This window comes from Streptomyces sp. NPDC028331, from assembly GCF_055565775.1.
Genome location: NZ_JBVHTR010000018.1, coordinates 55,559 through 76,751, shown reverse-complemented (window position 1 = coordinate 76,751; position 21,193 = coordinate 55,559). Strand labels below are relative to the sequence as shown.

General features: G+C 72.7%; 13 protein-coding genes. 10 read left to right on the top strand and 3 right to left on the bottom strand.

The window, feature by feature from the left end; translation table 11 throughout:
* Window positions 1-2 precede the first annotated feature (2 nt).
* The 6 genes from ACZ4SW_RS25170 (at window position 3) to ACZ4SW_RS25145 (ending at window position 5,469) form a co-directional block, all read left to right on the top strand.
* Window positions 3-1,307: a hypothetical protein gene (locus ACZ4SW_RS25170; RefSeq protein WP_468250254.1), complete on the top strand. Its 1,305-nt coding sequence runs from the start codon at window positions 3-5 to the stop codon at window positions 1,305-1,307.
* Window positions 1,308-1,483: 176 nt separating this feature from the next.
* Window positions 1,484-2,443, top strand: coding sequence for an NAD-dependent epimerase/dehydratase family protein (locus tag ACZ4SW_RS25165; protein ID WP_468249965.1), 960 nt, complete (start codon window positions 1,484-1,486; stop codon window positions 2,441-2,443).
* A complete protein-coding gene (locus ACZ4SW_RS25160; RefSeq protein WP_468249961.1) occupies window positions 2,431-3,180 on the top strand; it encodes a spherulation-specific family 4 protein in 750 nt (249 codons plus the stop codon). The genes ACZ4SW_RS25165 and ACZ4SW_RS25160 overlap by 13 nt, the downstream gene beginning before the upstream one ends.
* A 63-nt stretch (window positions 3,181-3,243) precedes the next feature.
* Window positions 3,244-4,422, top strand: coding sequence for an adenylyltransferase/sulfurtransferase MoeZ (gene moeZ, locus ACZ4SW_RS25155; RefSeq protein ID WP_468249957.1), 1,179 nt, complete (start codon window positions 3,244-3,246; stop codon window positions 4,420-4,422).
* A 253-nt stretch (window positions 4,423-4,675) separates the two neighbouring features.
* On the top strand, window positions 4,676-4,876 hold the full coding sequence (locus tag ACZ4SW_RS25150) for a hypothetical protein (protein ID WP_468249954.1): 201 nt from the start codon (window positions 4,676-4,678) through the stop codon (window positions 4,874-4,876).
* Window positions 4,877-5,004: 128 nt separating this feature from the next.
* Window positions 5,005-5,469 (top strand): GNAT family N-acetyltransferase, encoded by a 465-nt coding sequence (locus tag ACZ4SW_RS25145; protein ID WP_468249950.1) that lies wholly within the window; start codon window positions 5,005-5,007, stop codon window positions 5,467-5,469.
* A gap of 99 nt (window positions 5,470-5,568) precedes the next feature.
* Here ACZ4SW_RS25145 and ACZ4SW_RS25140 read toward each other — a convergent pair whose 3' ends face one another.
* From ACZ4SW_RS25140 to ACZ4SW_RS25130, 3 genes are all read right to left on the bottom strand, one after another.
* Complete coding sequence (locus tag ACZ4SW_RS25140; RefSeq protein ID WP_468249946.1) at window positions 5,569-7,053, bottom strand: alpha/beta hydrolase; 1,485 nt, start codon at window positions 7,051-7,053, stop codon at window positions 5,569-5,571.
* Window positions 7,054-7,249: 196 nt separating this feature from the next.
* Window positions 7,250-8,794 carry an alpha/beta hydrolase gene (locus ACZ4SW_RS25135; protein ID WP_468249942.1) on the bottom strand — a complete coding sequence of 515 codons (1,545 nt, stop codon included), beginning with the start codon at window positions 8,792-8,794 and terminating at the stop codon, window positions 7,250-7,252.
* A gap of 195 nt (window positions 8,795-8,989) precedes the next feature.
* The gene (locus ACZ4SW_RS25130) at window positions 8,990-11,863 is read right to left on the bottom strand and encodes a lysylphosphatidylglycerol synthase transmembrane domain-containing protein (RefSeq protein WP_468249938.1); all 2,874 of its coding nucleotides are present in this window, start codon (window positions 11,861-11,863) and stop codon (window positions 8,990-8,992) included.
* A 186-nt stretch (window positions 11,864-12,049) separates the two neighbouring features.
* On the opposite strand from ACZ4SW_RS25130, the gene ACZ4SW_RS25125 reads away from it, so the two are divergent.
* The 4 genes from ACZ4SW_RS25125 (at window position 12,050) to ACZ4SW_RS25110 (ending at window position 21,139) form a co-directional block, all read left to right on the top strand.
* The gene (locus ACZ4SW_RS25125; RefSeq protein WP_468249936.1) at window positions 12,050-12,415 is read left to right on the top strand and encodes an MGMT family protein; all 366 of its coding nucleotides are present in this window, start codon (window positions 12,050-12,052) and stop codon (window positions 12,413-12,415) included.
* A 330-nt stretch (window positions 12,416-12,745) separates the two neighbouring features.
* A complete protein-coding gene (locus tag ACZ4SW_RS25120) occupies window positions 12,746-16,069 on the top strand; it encodes an ATP-dependent helicase (protein WP_468249933.1) in 3,324 nt (1,107 codons plus the stop codon).
* A gap of 119 nt (window positions 16,070-16,188) precedes the next feature.
* Entirely contained in the window at window positions 16,189-19,725 is a 3,537-nt protein-coding gene (locus tag ACZ4SW_RS25115) for an ATP-dependent helicase (RefSeq protein ID WP_468249929.1), read from the top strand.
* Window positions 19,726-19,735: 10 nt separating this feature from the next.
* Entirely contained in the window at window positions 19,736-21,139 is a 1,404-nt protein-coding gene (locus ACZ4SW_RS25110) for a dipeptidase (RefSeq protein ID WP_468249925.1), read from the top strand.
* Window positions 21,140-21,193: the final 54 nt, after the last annotated feature.

Sequence of the window (21,193 nt, the reverse complement as noted above, 5' to 3'; positions counted from 1 at the left end):
ACCTGAGAGACGTGGGCGAACTGCACCGTCCCGACGCCTGGGACACGAGGCCGGAGGAATGGGAACCGCAGGCGGAGGGCGCACCCGCACGCGTGGACGAGACGGCCGAGGCGGGGGCTGAAGCCGCCATGGGGGAGCGAGAGCCCCGAGCCGTCGCGGCGGGGCGAAGGCCCCATGCCGCCGGCGCCGTGCGCGCCGCGGACGCCGAGAGCCCGCACCCCGCCCGCAAGCCCCCCGCCCGCCGTGGCGCCGCCGACCCCGTCAAAACGCTCATGCACCGCCACCGCGAGCTGTGCGAACGGGCCGTCGACCCCCTGGAGATCGCGGCCGCTCTGGAAGCCCACGGACTGACCGACCGGGCCGCCGCCCGCTACCGGCACCGGGACGTCTTCTCGCTCGCCGAGGAGATGTACGCGCGCGTACCTCGCGACGACGACCGGCCACCACAGCGCCCGGCCCCCGCGGAGGACCCCCGCCCACCCCGGGCATGGGCCCTCCTCGCCCTGCTCCCGGGCGCCCTGTGCACGGCCGCCGTCCTCGGCCTGCGGGCCACCGAGGGCCGCACCCGCCTCACCGTCGCCGCGCTCGGCGCCCTCGCCGTCGTGCTCGGCCTGCGCGCGGCACTCGGCCGTGGCCCGCTGCGCGCTCCCACCCACGCCACATCGGCCGCCACGCGCGTGTGGACGTGCTGGCTGCTCGCCTACGCCCTCCTCGGCGACGGACTGCTGCGCGCCGCCCTGGACGCCGGCCCCGACGGCCCCTGGGCCCCGGCCACCGCCCCCGTCCTCGCGCTCGCCCTGGCCTGCGGCCCTGCCGTCTGGTGCGCCCGCCTCTTCGCCGTGCACGCCCGGCGCAGGCTCGCCGTGAGCCGCGGGCTGGAGGAGTTCGCGGCCTCCGTCACCCCGCTCTTCCTCGGCGTGTTCGCACTCTTCCTGTGCGCCCTCGCCGCACTGCTCGCGCTCAGCGGAGCCCTCCTCGGCGAACCCGCCGCCTACGCCGGAGCCGGGGCCCTGGGCGCCCTCCTGCTGCTCGCCCGACTGCTCGCCGCTCACGAGGCCGGCCGCGCCCCCACCGTCGTCCTCGGCGCGGCGGCCGGCCTGGAGGCGGCCGCCCTGGCCACGGTCTTCGCCGCCCGGCTGCCCGGCTGTTCCGCGCTGGCCGCGCCGGTCCAGACCCTGACCGACGCCTGGGGTGCGGACGCCGTCCCCGCCCTCGTCTGCGCCCCGGCCGCCCTGATCCTGCTGATCCACGCGACCCGCACGCTGACCCGGGCATCGGCCCACGTCCGGCCGCCCGGATCACCCTGACCCGGCTCACGACACGGGGACCTCAGGACCCGCGCCGAGCCGCCGGGACCCGGTCCCCGGCACCCTCCCGCGGGGCCGACACCGCGGGGTCCCTCTCATCCACGGCACCACCCTCGTAAGGAGAAACGCCAGATGATCACCTCCCGAACCGGAGAGTCCGCCCCGGGAGCCGCCCGATGAGGGTCCTGCTGATCGGAGCCAACGGATACATCGGCCGCTTCGTCGCCGACCGCCTGCTCGCCGACCCGGCCGTCCAGCTCACCGCGCTCGGGCGCGGCGACGACGCCGACGTGCGGTTCGATCTCGCCTCCGGCAGCCCCGGCGCACTCACCCGCTTCCTGGACGCCGTGCACCCCGGAGTCGTCATCAACTGCGCCGGTGCCATCCGCGGCGGTGCCCGCGAACTCACCCGGCACAACACCGTCGCCGTCGCCACCGTCTGCGAGGCCCTGCGCCGCAGCGGCTGCGGGGCCCGCCTGGTGCAGATCGGCTGCAGCGCGGAGTACGGACCCAGCCAGCCCGGCTCCTCCACGGCCGAGGACGCCGTCCCGCGCCCCGGTGGCCCGTACGGCGTCAGCAAGCTCGCCGCCACCGAACTCGTCCTCGGCTCCGGGCTCGACGCCGTCGTACTGCGCGTGTTCTCGCCCGCCGGGCCCGGCACTCCCGCGGGATCCCCGCTCGGCCGCCTCGCCGAGGCCCTGCGCCGCGCCATGCAGTCCGGCGACGGCGAACTCAAGCTCGGCGGCCTCGGCGTCCAGCGCGACTTCGTCGACGTACGCGATGTCGCCCGCGCCGTCCACGCAGCCTCCCTCTCCGCCGCCCAGGGCGTGATCAACATCGGCTCGGGCCGCGCCGTGCGCCTGCGGGACGCCGCCGCCGTCCTCGCCCGTGTGGCCGGCTACGGCGGCGCCCTGCACGAACTGGACGGCCCTCCGGGCCCGGTGCGGCCGGTCCTCGGCCACCACCGGGGCGACCCCGAGCACACCGTCCCGGTCGCCTACCCCTACCCGGACGGTTGCGGCAGCTGGCAGCAGGCCGACGTCCGCACCGCCCGCGACCGGCTCGGCTGGCGGCCCCGGATCAACCTCGAGGAGTCGCTCGCGGACATCTGGATGGAGGCGGCGTGCCGCATCTGACCAACACCCCGGCGAGCGCGGCGAGCACCGACCTGGGCCTGGGCCTCGGCACCCCGGGCTATGCGCACCCACTCCTCGCCACCGAGGAGTGGGGCGCGCTCGCCCGTCCCGGGACCCCGGTGCACTGGGCCGCCCTCAACGTGAGCAACGGCCCCGGCACCCGTCCCGACCCGCACTGCCTGCGGGCCGCGGGACGGCTGCACACCGCTGGCGTCCGTGTTCTCGGTCACCTCGACGCCGTCTGGGGCGCGCGCCCCTTCGCCGAGATGATCTCCGAGGCGCACCGGTATCTCGACTGGTACCAGGTCGACGGCTTCCTCCTGGACCGCTGCCCCACCGAACGCGCCCTCCTCCCCGAGACCGGCCGCACGGTCGCCGCCCTGCGCGCGCTCCTCGGCCACGGGCACATCGTCCTCGGACACGGCACCCACCCGTATCCCGGATACGTCGAACACGCCGACCAGTTGGTCACCTTCCGCGGCTCCTGGAGCGACTACCGCTGGTCGCAGGTGGCCGAATGGACAGCCGACCACCCGCCCGAGCGCTTCTGCCACTTCGTGCACGGCGTACCCCGCGGCCACCTCGAGGAGGCGCTGCGCATCGCCCGCTGGCAGGGCGCCGCCACGATCTGGTTCACCGACCGCACCGACCGCGGCGGGCGCACCGATCCCTGGGAGGGCATGCCCGGCTACTGGGACGACATCGTCTCGCGTCTCGGAACGGGTGTCTCGGAATGAAGGAGGGCGTGGCAGTGTTACGAGGAGAACAACCGTAGTGATTGACCGACCAACGGAGTCCCCGTGTCGCTGCCACCCCTGGTCGAGCCGGCTTCCGAGCTCACCGTAGACGAGGTCCGCAGGTACTCCCGCCACCTGATCATCCCCGACGTCGGGATGGACGGGCAGAAGCGGCTGAAGAACGCCAAGGTGCTGTGTGTGGGCGCCGGCGGTCTGGGCTCGCCGGCGCTGATGTACCTGGCCGCGGCCGGCGTGGGAACGCTCGGCATCGTGGAGTTCGACGAGGTCGACGAGTCGAACCTGCAGCGGCAGATCATCCACAGCCAGTCCGACATCGGCCGCTCCAAGGCCGAGTCGGCGCGTGACACGGTCAAGGGCATCAACCCCTACGTGAACGTGATCCTTCACGAGGAGCGGCTCGAGGCCGACAACGTGATGGAGATCTTCAGCCAGTACGACCTGATCGTCGACGGCACGGACAACTTCGCCACCCGGTACCTCGTCAACGACGCGTGCGTGCTGCTGAACAAGCCGTACGTGTGGGGTTCGATCTACCGCTTCGACGGCCAGGCCTCCGTCTTCTGGTCGGAGCACGGCCCCTGCTACCGCTGCCTGTACCCGGAGCCCCCGCCGCCGGGCATGGTCCCCTCCTGCGCCGAGGGCGGCGTCCTGGGCGTGCTGTGCGCGTCCATCGGCTCCATCCAGGTCAACGAGGCCATCAAGCTCCTCGCGGGCATCGGCGAGCCGCTGGTCGGCCGCTTGATGATCTACGACGCCCTGGAGATGCAGTACCGCCAGGTCAAGGTCCGCAAGGACCCGAACTGCGCGGTCTGCGGTGAGAACCCGACGGTCACCGAGCTCATCGACTACGAGGCCTTCTGCGGCGTCGTCTCCGAAGAGGCCCAGGCGGCGGCCGCCGACTCGACGATCACTCCCAAGCAGCTCAAGGAGTGGATCGACGACGGAGAGAACATCGACATCATCGACGTCCGCGAGCCGAACGAGTACGAGATCGTCTCCATCCCGGGCGCCCGCCTGATCCCGAAGAACGAGTTCCTGATGGGCACCGCCCTGGAGGGCCTGCCGCAGGACAAGAAGATCGTCCTGCACTGCAAGACGGGTGTCCGCAGTGCGGAAGTCCTCGCCGTCCTGAAGTCGGCGGGCTTCTCCGACGCCGTCCACGTGGGCGGCGGCGTGATCGGCTGGGTCAACCAGATCGAGCCGCACAAGCCGGTCTACTGATCAAGGGTCTCGCTGACCAGCGGGATCGACGAAGCCCACGGCTCTGACCAGCTCGGATGCCGTGGGCTTCTGTCGTTGTTGGTCGCCGTCGGGTGACCGCGGACGGCCCGGGGACGGCCCAGCGCTGGTCATGACTGACACCAGCGGACGTGACTGACCTCTTGGCTGCGACAAGCCGTCGATGATCGCGAAGCAGAGTGTTTGCACCGGGAATGGGAAGGAGTCAGAGCGGGAGGGAGGACAGGAGACAACCGTGACCGTCCTCGCGATCTTTCTCCTTATCATCGGGGCGCTCTTGGTCCTGATTGGGGCGCTTCTCGTCTTTATTGGCACGTTTCTGATCGCCATCGGGGTGGTCTTGATCCTTATGGGGATGGTCCTGATCGTCGCGGGCACGTTCTTGCTGATTCGGAGACTCCTCGGCCGTGATCGAAAGCGATCTCACTCCTGGTGAACCTGTGGGTGGCCCCTCAGCGCAGCCACTGCCGTTTACTACGCTCACGCCGGAGCGCGTGCGGGCGCGCGGTGCCGTCTCCCCGAATTCGCGAGAGGCCGGTAGGGGCCGGGGAGTAACCTCCCGCGGTGACCTCACCTGACCAGCCCCTTGTGGCTCCCGATTTCGCCGTGCCGCACCCGCCTGCCACCGACCGCTTCCGTCTGGAGCCCCTCGGCCCTCAGCACAACGCTGCCGATCACGCCGCCTGGACCTCCAGCATCGCCCACATCCGAGCCACCCCCGGCTTCGTCGGTCGCTCCTGGCCGCCTCCGGAGGGGATGTCCCTGGAGGCCAACCTCGACGACCTGCGCCGGCACGCGGAGGACTTCGACCGGCGCGTCGGCTTCACTTACACCGTCCTGTCGGTCCCTGGGGACGACGTCATCGGCTGTGTCTACATATACGGCTCACGCCAGGACCCCGGTGTCACCGACGTCCGCTCCTGGGTCCGCGCGGACCATGCTTCCCTCGACGCCGAGCTGTACCGCGTCGTCAGCGACTGGCTGGCCCGCGAGTGGCCCTTCGAGCGTGTGGCGTACGCGCCTCGCTGAGCCGCGCGATCCGCGCCGCCACGCCCAGGGGGCCGCAGGCAGAAGGCCCGTAGGCGGGGGCTTCCGGTGCCATCGGCGCCCGGGGCGCCCCCGCCGTCGTCATGAACAGACCGTCCCGTCCTTCGGCACGGTCCCGTCCAGCAGATAGGCGTTCACCGCGGAGTCCACGCAGGTGCTTCCGCTTCCGTACGCCCCGTGGCCCTCGCCCTTCCAGGTGAGTTCCACACCGACACCCTTGCCCAGCCCGTCGGCCATCTTCCGGGCGCCCTCGTAGGGGGTCGCGGGGTCCCCGGTGTTGCCCACCAGGAGTACCGGCGCGGCTCCCGGCGCGCTGACCACCGGGTGGTCGAACTCTCCGGCCACCGGCCAGTCGTGGCACCAGCCGGCCGTGTCCCATCCCAGGAAGTCGCCGAAGACGGGCGAGATCTTCTCGAAGTCCGGCAGCAGCTTCTTCACCGACTCGGGCGTCGGCCGCTGCCTGTCGTCCAGGCACGATATGACCCGTTGGGCGTGGGTCGTGGTGCCGTAGTGGCCCGACGAGTCGCGCTCGTTGTAGTTGTCGGCCAGGCTCAGCAGCTCCGAACCGTCGCCCTTCTCGGCCGCCTGCAGGGCGCTGGTGAGCATGGGCCAGCTCTGCTTGCTGTAGAGCGGCAGCACGATGCCGGTGAGGGCCAGTGTCTGGGTGAGCTTGCGGCCCGACGACGTCGACAGTGGTGTCGCGTCGATCCGCCGCAGCAACCGGGTGATCTTCTGTGAGCCCTGCTCGGGGTCCTGGCCCGTCGAGCTCAGGTAGTCGTCGAGCGCGCGCTGGAAGCCGAGGGCCTGGTTCTTCGCGTGGCCGACGATGTCCGCGGTGGGGTCGACGACGGCGTCCAGCACCATGCGCCCCACGTTCTTCGGGAACAGGTGGGCGTACACGCCGCCCAGTTCGGTGCCGTACGAGATGCCGAAGTAGTGGGTCGTGCGGTCACCGAGGACCTGGCGCATCAGGTCCATGTCGCGCGCGGTGTCGGTCGTCGAGACGTGCCCGAGGAGCTTTCCCGCGGCCTTCGCGCAGCCCTTGCCGAAGTCGGCGGCGTCCTTGAGGTACACCTTCTCCTCGGCGGTGTCGTCCGGTGTCACGTCGACGTTCTCGGCGGCCTGGATCGCCTTGTCGCTGCGGCAGCGGATCCCCTCGCTGGCGCCGACGCCGCGCGGATCCCAGCTCACCAGGTCGTACCGCTTGTGCAGGGCGGAGAGCGTGCTCGCGAACGACGGCATGATCGAGACCCCGGAGCCGCCGGGGCCGCCGAAGTTGAAGAGCAGCGAGCCGATCCGGTTGCCTCCCTGGGCCCTGGACCGGATCAGTGCCAGGCCGATCGTCTCGCCGTCCGGCTTCGACCAGTCCAGGGGCGCCCTCAGCGTCGCGCACTGCCAGTCGCCACCCGGCGCCGACGTGCCCTTGCAGCGGCCCCAGTCGAGTTTCTGCGAGGAGAGCGAGGTGGACAGCCCCGAGGTCCCGCCTCCGCCGGACGAACCGCCGCCGCAGCCGGCCATGAGCAGTGCGGCGGCGATCACGGCCGTCCAGCGTGGGAAACGTGACATCTGAACCCCCTACCCGCTCTCCGCTCGGTGCCGCGGAAAGCAATGAGGCCATGCTAGGCGGATCGGGTGGAGCCCATGCCAACCTGTGGATAACCATCTGACCTGGGGTTCCGCGTAATACGGGCGAGATTTCCGGCTGCGGGTCCGGCTGCGCGTGGGTGGCACCGGCCAGGTGCGTCCGGTACGGGGTCGCCGGTCAGCTGCAGACGGTGCCGGCCGCGGGGACCTTTCCGTTCAGCAGGTAGCCGTCCACGACGCCCTGCACGCACTTGTTCTTGCTGTCGTAGGCGCCGTGTCCCTGGCCCTTGTACGTCAGCTCCACGCCGACGCCCTTGCCGAGCGCGTTGGCCATCCTCTTCGCGCCCTCGTACGGGGTGGCCGGGTCGCCGGTGTTGCCGATCACGAGGATCGGCGGGGCACCGGGTGCGCTCACGTTCGGATGGCCGGCGGCTCCCGCCACGGGCCAGCCGGTGCAGCTGAGCATGCCCCAGGCCAGGAAGTCGCCGAAGACCGGGGAGGCGGCCCGGAACTGCGGCAGCTTGGCCTTCACCTCGGCCGGCGTGTACCGCGGCTTCTCGTCCGCGCAGTTGACGGCGACGTTCGCGGGGATGAGGTTGCTGTACTGGCCGTTCTCGTTGCGACCGTTCATCGCGTCCGACAGCAGCATCAGCACCTCGCCGTCGCCGGCGTACGCCTGCTGCAGCCCTTCGGTCAGGTAGCCCCAGAAGTCCTTGGAGTACAGCGCCTGTGCGATGCCGTTGGTCGCGGCGGTCTGGGTCAGCCGGCGGGGGAAGACGCCGGGGATCGGCTTGCTGTCGAGTTTCTTCAGCAGGGCGGCGATCCGGTTCTCGACGTCCTGCGGGGTGCGGCCGACCGGGCACCCGGTGCTCCTGGAGGTGCAGTCCCGGGCGTAGTTGTCGAGCGCGAGCTGGAACCCCTTGGCCTGTCCGAGCGCGCTCTGCTCCGGGTCCTGCGTCGGGTCGACGACGCCGTCCAGCACGGCCCGCCCGACGTTCTTGGGGAACAGGTGCGCGTAGACGCCGCCGAGTTCGGTGCCGTACGAGATGCCGAAGTAGTGCAGCTTCTTGTCGCCGAGCACCTTGCGCAGGAGGTCCATGTCGCGTGCCACGTCGGTGGTGCGCACATACGGCAGCACCTTGCCGGAGTGCTTCTCGCAGGCGTTGTTGAACTGCTTGGTGTTGTTGAGGAAGGCCGTCAGCTCGGCCGCGTTGTCGGGCGTCTCGTCCTGCTGGAAGAACGCGTCGAGCTGCTGGTCGTCCTCGCACCTCACACCCGCGCTCCGGCCGACCCCGCGTGGGTCGAAGCTCACGAGGTCGTAGCGGGTGCGCAGGGTCTCGTAGTCCTGTGCGAAGGCGGGCAGCGCGCTGACGCCGGAGCCGCCCGGCCCGCCGAAGTTGAAGACGAGCGAACCGATCCGCTTGCTCGAGGGACCGCTGGCCTTCACCCGGATCAGCGCGATGTCGATGGTGCCGCCCGTGGGGTCGTCCCAGTTCAGCGGCGCCTTCATGGTGGCGCACTGCCACCGTCCGCCGTTCGGCAGCGGCGAGGGCGCGGTGCCGCCGCCCTCCGCCGCGGACGGCGCCGGGCAGTTGTTCCAGGTCAGCTTCTGACTCGACAGCTCCCCGTCCACGAAGCCGCTGGCGCAGCCCGTCGGAAGGGAGGACACAAGCACGGCGGCGGCGCTCACGGCAACGGCGCGCAACGGGAGACGGTTCGGCATGTTCCCATCGTGCGACCGCACGGCCCGGGGCGCTCGGGACACGGTCCGTGTGGGTGACTCCCGGCCGCCCTCACCGCGTGTCGCCTGTGCCCGAGGGCCGGTGGAGGCCGGCCCGGGCCCGTCGGATGAGCGTCCACGCGCGCGTGCCCTGCCGAGCACCGCACGCGGGTACGTGCGGCACGCGCGCGTGCGGTCCTAGAGTGCGTCCTTGCGCGTGAGATGGTTGAAGAAGAGCCATCCGGGCAGCACCGGCAGCCACAGCGTCAGCAGCCGGTACAGCAGCACCGCGGGCGCCGCGACCTCCTTGGGGAGGCCGACGGCGATCAGACCGACCGTCAGCGTCGCCTCGACCGCGCCCACACCGCCCGGGGTCGGGGCGGCCGAGCCGAGGGCGTTGCCGGCGAGGAAGACGACCGCGACGCTGGCCAGGCTCAGCGTGGTCTTCTCCTCGTGCCCGAAGGCCCGGATCGAGGCGTCCAGGCACATCACGAAGGACGCGGTCAGCAGCAGCATGCCGCCGATGCCGGTGACCAGCTTCTGCGGCCGCTGCAGTACGTCGAGCATGCGCGGGACGACGCCGGCGAACAGCGACCGCACGCGCGTGACGACGAATTTCCGCAGGAACGGGACGGACGTGACCACCAGGACGAGCACCGCCACCGTCAGCAGGCCCGCGATGACCGTGCGGGACGGAGACAGGGACGGCGTCTTCTCGGTGCCCGTGAGGTAGCCGAAGGACAGCAGCATCAGGATGTGACCGCCCAGCCCGAACAGCTGCGAGGCGCCGACGCTCGCCACCGCGAGCCCCGGCCGCACGCCCGCGCGCTGCAGGAAGCGGGTGTTGAGCGCCACACCCCCGACCGCGGCGGGCGCCACGATCTTCACGAACGATCCGGCGACCTGCGCGGCCACGGTCCGCGGGAACGGCACCCGCTCGGGCACGAAGCCCAGCAGTTGCATCGCCGCCGCGACGTAGCTCAGTGCGGAGAACACAACGGCCGCCGCCACCCAGCCCCACTCGGCGTTGGCGAAGAGCGTGCCGAACTGGATGTGGGTGAGCTGCGTCAGCAGGAAGTACGCGCCGATGGCGCCCGCCATGAAGCTGATGAGGGTGCGCGGCCGGACCCGCTCCAGACGGGCGGGTTCCACCGGCGCCTGCGGCCGGATCCGCAGCACCTGGTGGCGGATCTGGGTGAGCAGGTCCTCCTCGCGGGCCTCCTCCAGTGCCTCGTCGATCGCGCGCTTCTCGGCCCGCTGTTCGGCGCGCACCGCCTTCTTGTCGGGCTTGTCGAGGGTGACCCCGGGGCCGCCGGGGACCTCGTCCCCACGGGCCTGTTTCGCCTGCCGGGACGCCTCGAGGACCGCTTCCCGCTCGCGCTCGGCCCGGTCCCGGGCCAACTTCCTGAGGGTCGCGCGCGTGGAGCGGGTCAGCGCGATGGGCTGCAGCATGGGCAGACAGTCGGCGACCGCGTCGGGACCCAGCACGTGGACCGCGGACGCCACCGCCCGCTCGGCGCCGACCCGCAGCCCGAGCGTGGTCAGCAGCTGCGCGATGTCCATCCGCAGCACCAGGTCCCCGGCCGCGATCTCGCCGCTGCGCAGATCCGTCAGGATGACGGTGCCGGAACGATCCACCACCACGGCGTCACCCGCGAGCCGCCGGTGCGCGATGCGTCGCGACTGCAGCGCCCGCACCTGCTGCCAGGTGTCGTGCAGCAGATCGTCGGTGATCTCCTCGTCGGCCAGTTGGTCGAGGGTGCGGCCGCCGGTGTGCTCGTAGACGAGCATCACGGCGTCGGGGCCCAGCTCGGAGGTCGCGATCAGCTTGGGAGCGTTGGCGCCGGCCGCGATGGCCGCGTACGCCAAAAGCGCCTCCTGCTCCAGGGCCTGCCGCAGCGACTGCAGGCTGCGCCGCGTGGTGATCCCGCGCAGTGTCAGCCGCCGCCACACGCGGTAGAAGAAGCCCTGTGCCTGCTGCTCACGGTCGACGACGGTGACGTCGAGGGGCGGGCCGTCCTCCAGGGTGACGAAGTAGCGCCGTCCGCGGTCGCCGTTGTCCGCCGTGTCGGGCATCTCCTCCCGCGCCGCGCTCATCGGGCGGAAGCCGACGGTGCGCAGCCCCGCCATCAGGGTTCGCCCGGTGGGCCGTACGTTCGGCGAGCCGACCGCGTACAGCGTTCCGGCCGCGATGCTCCAGCCGATCAGCACCGTCAGGATGATCGAGAACGGCGTGGTGTAGCCGGTGACCAGCATCGAGAAGGCGTCCAGCAGCAGCACCACCCACAGCACGGCACGCCAGCGTGGCCTGCGTGACATGCCCACGGCGGTCATATACGCGATGACGGGCGCGAGATAGCCGTGCACGGGGTCCGTCAGGGCGTGGATGTCGCCGGGCGAGGGCTGGGTGAGCGCCTCCTGGATGGACGGCGGTGCGGCCCGGGCGACCCACAGGTCCGTGGCGAGTGTCACTCCGTGGGCGAGGACCGCCGCGAGGACGCCGTCGGCGATGCGCAGCCCGTCCCGCTTGATCAGCCGTTCGATCGCGAAGGCGACGGGCACCAGCAGGATCGCGATGCTCGAGGCCAGACCCGCGATCTTGATCAGCAGATCGGGTGCCTGACCCGTGCCCCTGTTGATGTCCTGTTCGAGCCCCGAGGTGGTGCCGTGCGCGAACGCGGCGACGGCGAGCAGCACCACGATCCCGAGTACGCCCACCAGAAGCCGCATCAGGTCCGAGGGACGGTGCACGCGCGCGGGGAGCAGCGGTTCGTCGCCCTCCACCTCGTCGTTGTGGGAGTCGGCGCACTTCTCGTCCGGCGCCGATCGCCGCCGGGCGTCCGCCGTACGCGGCGTGTCGCCGTCGGGCGCCTCGGCGTGCCCGTTCTCGTCTCCGGACGCCTGCTCTCCGTCGTCGTGTGCCGTCTCGTGCGTGCCGTCGGCGCGCGTCTCCTTGCCCGGCTCCTCGCGGGTCTCGTCGCCGGCGCGATGGGCCGCTGCGGCGGTGTCAGGGCGCGACGAACCCCCAGGGGTGCCCTCCGCGCCTTCGGGGTGCACGCCCTGCTGCTTCATCGTCTCTTCTTGATCTCGTATCACCAGTCACCGCCCGCACGATGGTGGCATGCCCACCCGACACACGGGGCTATCAGGGTGCAAATGCGGGGGCGCACAGTCTGCCCGAAGCGCTGCGCCGGGGCGAGAGTCACGCTCGGCCGCTCTCTCATCACATTGTCGGTGGCGTCGGGCAGGATGGGGCGGATGAGCGAGGAGAACCTTGCGGCCGACGCCCTGCCGGAGTACGCGGAACGGGTCCTCGACGTGGCCGAACGCATTCCGCCGGGGCACGTGATGACCTACGGGGACATCGCCGAGTGGCTTCAGGAGGGAGGCCCGCGCCAGGTGGGCCGGGTCATGGCTCTCTACGGCGGAGCGGTCCCCTGGTGGCGCGTCGTCCGCGCGGACGGCGTACTCCTCCCCGGTCAGGAACTGGAGGCGCTCGGCCACTACCGGGCGGAGGGGACCCCGCTGCGGGAGGCCGGCCGCGCCTCGGAGGGGCATCTGCCGCGGATCGACATGAGACGGGCGCGCTGGGACGGAGTCGAACCCGCGGAGGGACATGTCTGAAAGCTTCCTGGGCCGGACGGGCCGAACGGGAACGCATCGCCCGCATGGGTGAACGAGGGCACACCCGCCGCATGCCGTACGTTCGTGCACTGGGCGACTGCTGTGACAGGGGTGACCAGAGGTGTCTCCGGGAAGTGGGGGAGGCCCTGCTTCCGCGGACCGGGCGGGCGTAGCGTCGACGGCGCGCGCCCCTCTCATCCCGTGACCACCGCCCGCCCCACGCGGCCGCCCGTCCGGCCACCCCGCCCCGACGACGGCGCTCCGCGCCGGCAGCGACCAGCACGAGTACGACCACCAGCACGAGCACGACCACCAGGACCGGCGAACCACGTGAGCTCCTCTTCCTCCACCAGGCGCCTGCCGCACCCCCGGGTGCGGGAGGGGAACCGTGGCGCTTACCGACTGGTCCGTACCCCGCCCGTCCGAGTGGATCCCCCTCCACTGGACGCGAGCCAGCGCGCGGTGGTTGACCACGAGACCGGGCCGCTGCTCGTCCTCGCAGGCCCGGGCACCGGCAAGACCACCACGCTCGTCGAGTCCGTCGCCGCCCGGATCGCCCGCGGCGGCCACCCGGAACGCATCCTGGTGCTGACCTTCAGCCGCAAGGCCGCCGTCGACCTGCGCGACCGGATGGCGCTGCGCATCGGCGCGGCGCACGCCCCGCAGGCCACCACGTTCCACTCGTTCTGCTACGCCCTGGTCCGCGCCCACCAGGACAGCGGTCTCTTCGCCGAGCCCCTGCGACTGCTGTCCGGCCCCGAGCAGGACGTGACCGTGCGCGAGCTGCTCGCCGGCCAGCCCGAGCTGGAGCGCCTGGGCCTCGCGCACGTGCGCTGGCCCGACGAACTGCGCGCCTGTCTGACCACACGTGGCTTCGCCGACGAGGTCCGCGCCGTGCTGGCCCGCAGCCGGGAACTCGGCCTCGCCCCGGACGCCCTGCGTCGCTTCGCCGAGCGGACAGGCCGCCCCGACTGGCAGGCCGCGTCCGCCTTCCTCGCCGAGTACCTGGACGTCCTCGACCTCCAGGGAGTGATCGACTACGCCGAGCTCGTGCACCGCGCGGTCCTGCTGGCCCGCCGCCCCGGCGTCGCCGAGCGCCTGGCCGGGCAGTACGACGCGGTCTACGTCGACGAGTACCAGGACACCGATCCGGCGCAGGTACGGCTCCTGCGGGCCCTGGCGGGCGACGGCCGGACCCTGGTGGCCTTCGGCGACCCCGACCAGTCGATCTACGCGTTCCGGGGCGCCGACGTGAACGGCATCCTGGACTTCCCCCACGCCTTCCCGCGCACCGACGGCGCACCGGCACCCGTGGAGGTCCTCCGGACGTCCCGCCGCTCCGGTGCCGCACTCCTGGCCGCCACCCGGCTGCTCACCCAGCGCATGCCGCTGACCCGGCTTCCGGCGGAGAAGGTCCGCGCGCACCGTGAACTGGCCGCCGTACGGGACGGAGGCCGCGTCGAGGTCTACACGTACCCCACCCCCGGCACCGAACTGGACAACATCGCCGACATCCTGCGTCGCGCGCACCTGGAGGACGGCGTTCCGTGGGGCGAGATGGCCGTCCTGGTGCGCGCCGGCGCCCGCACGATCCCGATGGTCCGCCGCGCCCTGACAGCCGCCGGCGTCCCCTTGGACATCGACGGCGACGACCTGCCCCTGCGCCACGAACCGGCGGTCACCCCCCTGCTGACGGCGCTGCGGGCGGTGGCCCGGGCCGAGACGTCGGGCACAGCGGCCGAAGAGACCGGGCAGGAGCCCGAAGGGGCACCCTGGCTGGACACCGAGACCGCGCTCACCCTCCTCGCCTCCCCGCTCGCCGGCATGGACGCCGCGGACCTGCGTCGCCTCGGCCGCGCCCTCCGCGAGGAGGAGCGAGCGGCCGGCAACCCGATACCCCCGCCCTCCGACGACCTGCTCGCCCGGGCACTGGCCGAACCCGAGCGCCTGGTAACGCACGACCCGGCGTACGCGCGCGGAGCCCAGCGCCTCGGTGCGCTGCTCGCGAAGGCCCGCGAGCGGCTCGCGGACGGCGGCACGGCAGAGGAGGCCCTGTGGGTGCTGTGGGACGGCACACCGTGGCCCAGGCGCCTGGAGAACGCCTCCCGGCGCGGCGGCGCCGCCGGACGCAACGCCGACCGTGACCTGGACGCCGTGTGCGCGCTGTTCGCCACCGCCGCCCGTGCGGAGGAGCGCACCGGAGGCCGGGGCGCCCTGAACTTCCTCGAGGAGATCGAGGCCCAGGACATCGCCGCCGACACACTCACCCGCCGCGCCGTGCGTCCCGAAGCCGTCCGCCTGATGACCGCGCACCGCTCCAAGGGCCTGCAGTGGCGCCTGGTCGTGGTCGCCGGCGTCCAGGAGGGACTGTGGCCCGACCTGCGCCGCCGCGGCTCCCTCCTGGAGGCCGACCGCATCGGCCGTGACGGGCTCGCCGAACCCCTCACCCCGGGGGCGCTGCTCGCCGAGGAGCGCCGCCTGTTCTACGTCGCCTGCACACGCGCGCGTGAACGGCTGGTCGTCACCGCCGTCAAGGCCCCCGCCGACGACGGCGACCAGCCCTCCCGCTTCCTCGCCGAACTCGGCGTCGAACCCAGGGACGTCACCGGCCGCCCCCGCCGCCCCCTGTCCGTCGCCGCCCTGGTCGCCGAACTGCGCGCCACGACCGTGGACCCGCGCGCCTCCGACACCCTCCGTGAGGCCGCCGCCCGCCGGCTCGCCCGGCTCGCCGCCCTCGTCGACGAGGACGGACGGCCCCTGGTGCCGTCCGCGCACCCGTACCGCTGGTGGGGCATGTGGGACCCGACCGAGAGCAAGGTGCCGCTGCGCGACCGCGAGCAGCCGGTCGTGCTCTCCGGGAGCGCCCTCGACCAGCTCGCGAACACCTGCGCCCTGCAGTGGTTCCTCGGCCGCGAGGTCAAGGCCGATGCGCCCGCGACCGCCGCCCAGGGGTTCGGGAACGTGGTCCACGTCCTCGCCGACGAGGTCGCCTCCGGGCGCACACCCGCCGACCTGGACGTCCTCATGGAACGCCTGGACTCGGTGTGGAACGCGCTCGCCTTCGACGCGCCGTGGAAGTCCGCCCAGGAGAAGGACAACGCGCGCGTGGCGCTCGAACGCTTCCTGAAGTGGCACGTCGCCTCGGGCGGTGTCCGTGCCGGGCGCACACCGGTGGCGAGCGAGCACGACTTCGACGTCACCCTCGAAGCGGGCGACTACCAGGTGCGCATCCGCGGCTCCATGGACCGTGTGGAGTCCGACGGCGAGGGCCGCGCCTACGTGGTCGACTTCAAGACCGGCAAGCAGGCGCCCAGCGCCGCCGAGGTGGACCGTCATCCGCAGCTCGCGGTCTACCAGCTCGCCGTGCGCGAGGGCGCCGTCGACGAGGCGTTCGGCGGGCGGCGCCCCGAGCCGGGCGGCGCGGAGCTGGTCCACCTGCGGCAGGGCGCCGCCAGGAAGGACGGCGGTGAAACGCTGCCCAAGGTGCAAGCGCAGCAGCCCCTGGAAGGCGAGTGGGTCGGGGAGCTGCTGGCCACCGCGGCCGGCAAGGTCCTCGACGAGCGCTTCTCGCCGACCGCCGGACAGCACTGCACGCACTGCGCGTTCCGGGCGTCGTGCAGCGCGCGGCCGGAGGGCCGGCAGGTCGTGGAGTGACGGCACGGCTGCGGCCACACCGGTGTGATCAGTCGCACCAGACGCGCTGACCAGCGCATCCTCCGGCGCGGCAGGCACTTCGGCATCGACTGTCAGTGGCCGCCGATAGCCTCTGAGTCATGCCCGCCCGTATCACCGACCCCGAGCAGCTCAAGGAGCTCCTCGGCATCCCGTTCACCCCCGAGCAGACGGCCTGCATCACCGCGCCGCCCGCCCCGCAGGTGATCGTGGCCGGAGCCGGATCGGGCAAGACCACGGTGATGGCGGCCCGGGTGGTGTGGCTCGTCGGCACCGGACAGGTCGCCCCGGAGCAGGTTCTCGGCCTGACCTTCACCAACAAGGCGGCCGGCGAGCTCGCCGAGCGCGTCCGCAGGGCGCTGATCAAGGCGGGCGTCACCGACCCCGACGTGATCGACCCGGACGACCCGCCCGGCGAGCCGGTGATCTCGACGTACCACGCCTTCGCGGGCCGCCTCCTCACCGACCACGGCCTGCGCATCGGACTCGAACCCACGTCGCGCCTGCTCGCCGACGCCACCCGCTACCAGCTCGCCGCACGCGTGCTGCGCGAGGCGCCGGGCCCCTATCCGTCGCTGACCCGGTCCTTCCCGGACCTCGTCGGAGACCTGCTCACGCTCGACGCCGAACTGGCCGAGCACCTCGTCACACCGGAGGACCTGCGCGCCCACGACGCCGAGCTGCTGCGCACCCTGGAAGGCGTCCGGCTCACCAACGCCGACCTGCGCAAGGTTCCCGAGACGGCCGCCGCCCGCCGGGAACTCGCCGAGCTGGTGATCCGCTACCGGGCGGCCAAACGCGAGCGGGACCTGCTCGACTTCGGCGACCAGATCGCCCTCTCCGCCCGGCTGGCCGACCTGCCCGAGGTGGGCCGCATCCTGCGGGACGAGTTCCGCGTGGTCCTGCTCGACGAGTACCAGGACACGTCGGTGGCCCAGCGCGTCCTGCTCGCCGGACTGTTCGGCGGCGGCAGCGGCCACCCCGTCACCGCCGTCGGCGACCCCTGTCAGGCGATCTACGGCTGGCGCGGAGCCTCCGTCGCCAACCTCGACGACTTCCCCGAGCACTTCCCGCACGCCGACGGCCGCCCCGCGACCCGCCAGTCCCTCAGCGAGAACCGCCGCAGCGGCGGCCGCCTCCTCGACCTCGCCAACGGCCTCGCGGCGCCCCTGCGCGCGATGCACGCGGGCGTGCAGGCCCTTCGACCGGCTCCCGGCGCCGAGCGTGACGGCCTGGTGCGCTGTGCCCTGCTGCGCACCCACGCCGAGGAGATCGACTGGATCGCCGACTCCCTCGCCCATCTGGTGCGCACCGGCACCGCTCCCGGGGAGATCGCCGTACTGTGCCGCACCGCGACCGACTTCGCCCAGATCCAGGGCGCCCTCGTCGCGCGCGACATCCCGGTCGAGGTCGTGGGCCTGTCCGGGCTGCTGCACCTGCCCGAGATCGCCGACCTCGTCGCCGTCTGCGAGGTTCTCCAGGACCCCGGCGCCAACGCCTCCCTGGTCCGCCTCCTCACCGGGCCGCGCTGGCGCATCGGCCCTCGCGACCTCGCGCTCCTGGGCCGTCGCGCCCGGCTCCTCGTGTCGCACGCGCGCATGGACGGCGACGACGACCCGGACCGCAGGCTCGCCGCCGCCGTCGAGGGCGTCGACCCGTCCGAGGTGATCTCGCTCGCGGATGCCCTCGACACCTTCCTGGAACTGCCCATGGAGGCCGATCGGGAGGAGGACGGGCTGCCGTTCTCTCCCGACGCGCGCGTACGGTTCGCACGGCTGGCCGCCGAACTGCGCGACCTGCGCCGCTCCCTCGCCGACCCGCTGATGGACGTCCTGCACCGCGTGCTCGCCGTCACCGGCCTGGAAGTCGAGCTGTCCGCGTCCCCGCACGCGCTGGCCGCCCGCCGCCGCGAGACCCTCTCGAACTTCCTGGACATCGCCGCGTCCTTCGCCGCCAACGAACCGGACGCCAGCCTTCTCGCATTCCTCGGGTTCCTGCGCACCGCCGCCCAGTACGAGAAGGGCCTGGACAACGCCCTCCCCGGCGGCGAGAACACCGTCAAGGTGCTCACCGCGCACAAGTCCAAGGGACTGGAGTGGGACGTCGTCGCCGTCCCCGGGCTGGTCAAGGGCACCTTCCCGAGCGCCCAGGGCCGCGAGAAGTGGACCGCCCAGAGCAAGGTGCTGCCGCACGCGCTGCGCGGCGACGCCGACACCCTGCCCGACGTCGAGAGCTGGGACTCCCGCGGCTTGAAGGCCTTCCACGAGGCCATGAAGGAGCACCAGCACACCGAGGAGCTGCGCCTCGGCTACGTCACCTTCACCCGCCCCCGCTCCCTGCTGCTCGGCTCCGGCCACTGGTGGGGCCCCGCCCAGAAGCGCCCCCGGGGTCCCTCGGACTTCCTCCAGGCGCTCTACGAGCACTGCGAGGCCGGACACGGCGAGATCGAGGTGTGGGCCGACCCGCCCGCCGAGGACGAGGAGAACCCGGCACTCCACGAGGCGGCCACCGACCACGCGTGGCCGCTCCCGCTGGACGAGGCGGCCCTGGCCCGCCGCCGCGCCGCCGCCGCGACCGTACTCGCCCACCTGGAGCAGGTCGCCTCACACGACGGCGCCCACCCGGCGGCCGACCACGCCCCCTCCGCGTACGACGACCCGGAATGGCCGCCACCGCCGGACGACGAGGACCTCTACGACGACGTCGACGGGGAGGAAACCGCCCTGGGCGCGTTGCCGCCCGTCGAGGAGGAAGCCGCCTGGGACGACCACGCCGAAGTGGACGACTCCGACTGGGACTCCTGGACGACCCACCGTCCCGCGCCCCCCCACGCGCGCGTGCCCGCGGACGACGGCACCCCCACCGTCCCGCACGCCCGGCGGCACCCGTCCGAGGGCGCCCCCGCGCTCACCCCGGAGGAGGCCCGGACCGTCGCCTCCTGGGACCGCGATCTGGACGCCCTCACCGGAGAGCTGCTGCGCGCCCGCGCCGCCGTCACCGACGTGCCGCTGCCGCCGTCGCTGACCGCCTCCCAGGTGCTCCGCCTGGCCGCCGACCCCGACGGGCTCGCCCGGGAACTCGCGCGCCCCATGCCCCGCCCCCCGCAACCCGCGGCGCGCCGGGGCACCCGATTCCACGCCTGGGTGGAGGCACGCTTCGAAGAGCTGCGGCTGCCCATGCTGGAGCCCGAGGAGCTGCCCGGGAGCGATGCCGAGATCGCCGACGAACGCGACCTCGAGGCACTCAAGGACGCCTTCGAACGCACTCCCTACGCCCACCGCACCCCGTACCGCGTCGAGGCACCCTTCCAGCTCTCCGTCGCCGGCCGCGTGGTGCGGGGCCGCATCGACGCCGTCTACCGCGTGGACGACGAGGACGGCACGCAGTACGAGATCGTCGACTGGAAGACCGGCCGCACCCGAAGCGGCGACCCGCTCCAGCTCGCCCTGTACCGGCTGGCCTGGGCCGAGCAGCAGGGTGTGCCCCTGGACGCCGTCAAGGCCGCGTTCCTGTACGTCCGAAGCGGCGAGGTCGTACGCCCCGGGGGACTCCCGGACCGGCCCGCCCTCGAGCGGCTGCTGGCGGCCGGCCCCTCCGGTGGGGAACCGGAGGACCAGGACGCCGGCGGGGGCCGATAGGCTCGTGACCATGAGCGAGACCCCGGACAGTGCCGTCCGCACGTACATCGACAGCCATCGCGCCGCCTTCCTCGACGACCTCGCGGAGTGGCTGCGCATCCCGTCGGTGTCCGCCCAGCCCGAGCGCGCGGCGGACGTGCGGCGCAGTGCCGACTGGCTCGCGGCCCGGCTCCGGGAGACCGGCTTCCCCACGGCCGAGGTGTGGCCGACGGCCGGGGCTCCGGCGGTCTTCGCCGAATGGCCCTCCGACGACCCGCAGGCACCCACCGTCCTCGTCTACGGCCACCACGACGTCCAGCCCGCCGCCCGCGAGGACGGCTGGGACAGCGACCCCTTCGAACCGGTGATCCGCGACGGGCGGCTGTACGCGCGCGGGGCCGCCGACGACAAGGGCCAGGTGTTCTTCCACACACTCGGCGTCCGCGCCCACCTCGCCGCCACCGGGCGCACCGCCCCGGCCGTCCACCTGAAGCTGCTGATCGAGGGCGAGGAGGAGTCAGGCTCCCCGAACTTCCGCGCCCTCGTCGAACAGCACGCCGACCGGCTCACCGCCGACGCGGTGATCGTCTCGGACACCGGCATGTGGTCCGCGGACACTCCCACCGTCTGCACGGGCATGCGCGGCCTCGCCGAGTGCGAGATCACCCTGTACGGGCCCGAGCAGGACATCCACTCCGGGTCCTTCGGGGGCGCCGTGCCCAACCCGGCCACCGCGGCCGCCCGCCTGGTCGCCGCGCTGCACGACGAGCACGCGCGCGTGGCGATACCGGGCTTCTACGACGGCGTCATCGACCTCACCGACCACGAACGCCGACTCTTCGCCGAGCTGCCCTTCGACGAAGAGCAGTGGCTGCGCACCGCCCGGTCGACCGCCACCTACGGGGAGGCGGGACACACCACGCTGGAACGCATCTGGGCCCGGCCCACCGCCGAGGTCAACGGCATCGGCGGCGGCTACCAGGGCCCCGGCAGCAAGACGATCATCCCGTCCACCGCCATGGTGAAGCTCTCCTTCCGGCTGGTCGCGGGCCAGGACCCCGACCACATCGAGAAGGTGGTGCGCGCCTGGGCGGCAGACGTGCTGCCCGCCGGCATCCGGCACGAGATCACGTTCGGCGCGGCCACCCGCCCCTGCCTGACGCCCCTCGACCACCCCGCCCTGCGGTCCGTCGTACGGGCCATGGGCCGGGCCTTCCAGCAGCCCGTCCGCTTCACCCGCGAGGGCGGATCCGGACCCGCCGCCGACCTCCAGGAGGTCCTCGGCGCGCCCGTGCTGTTCCTCGGCATCTCCATCCCCTCCGACGGCTGGCACGCCCCGAACGAGAAGGTGGAACTCGATCTGCTCCTCAAAGGCGTCGAAACCGCCGCATACCTGTGGGACGACCTCGGGGAGAGCCTGCGCGATGCGGACTGACGAACGCGCGGGTCGCCGGGTCGTCCGGGCGGACGGCACCGCGCGGCACACTGG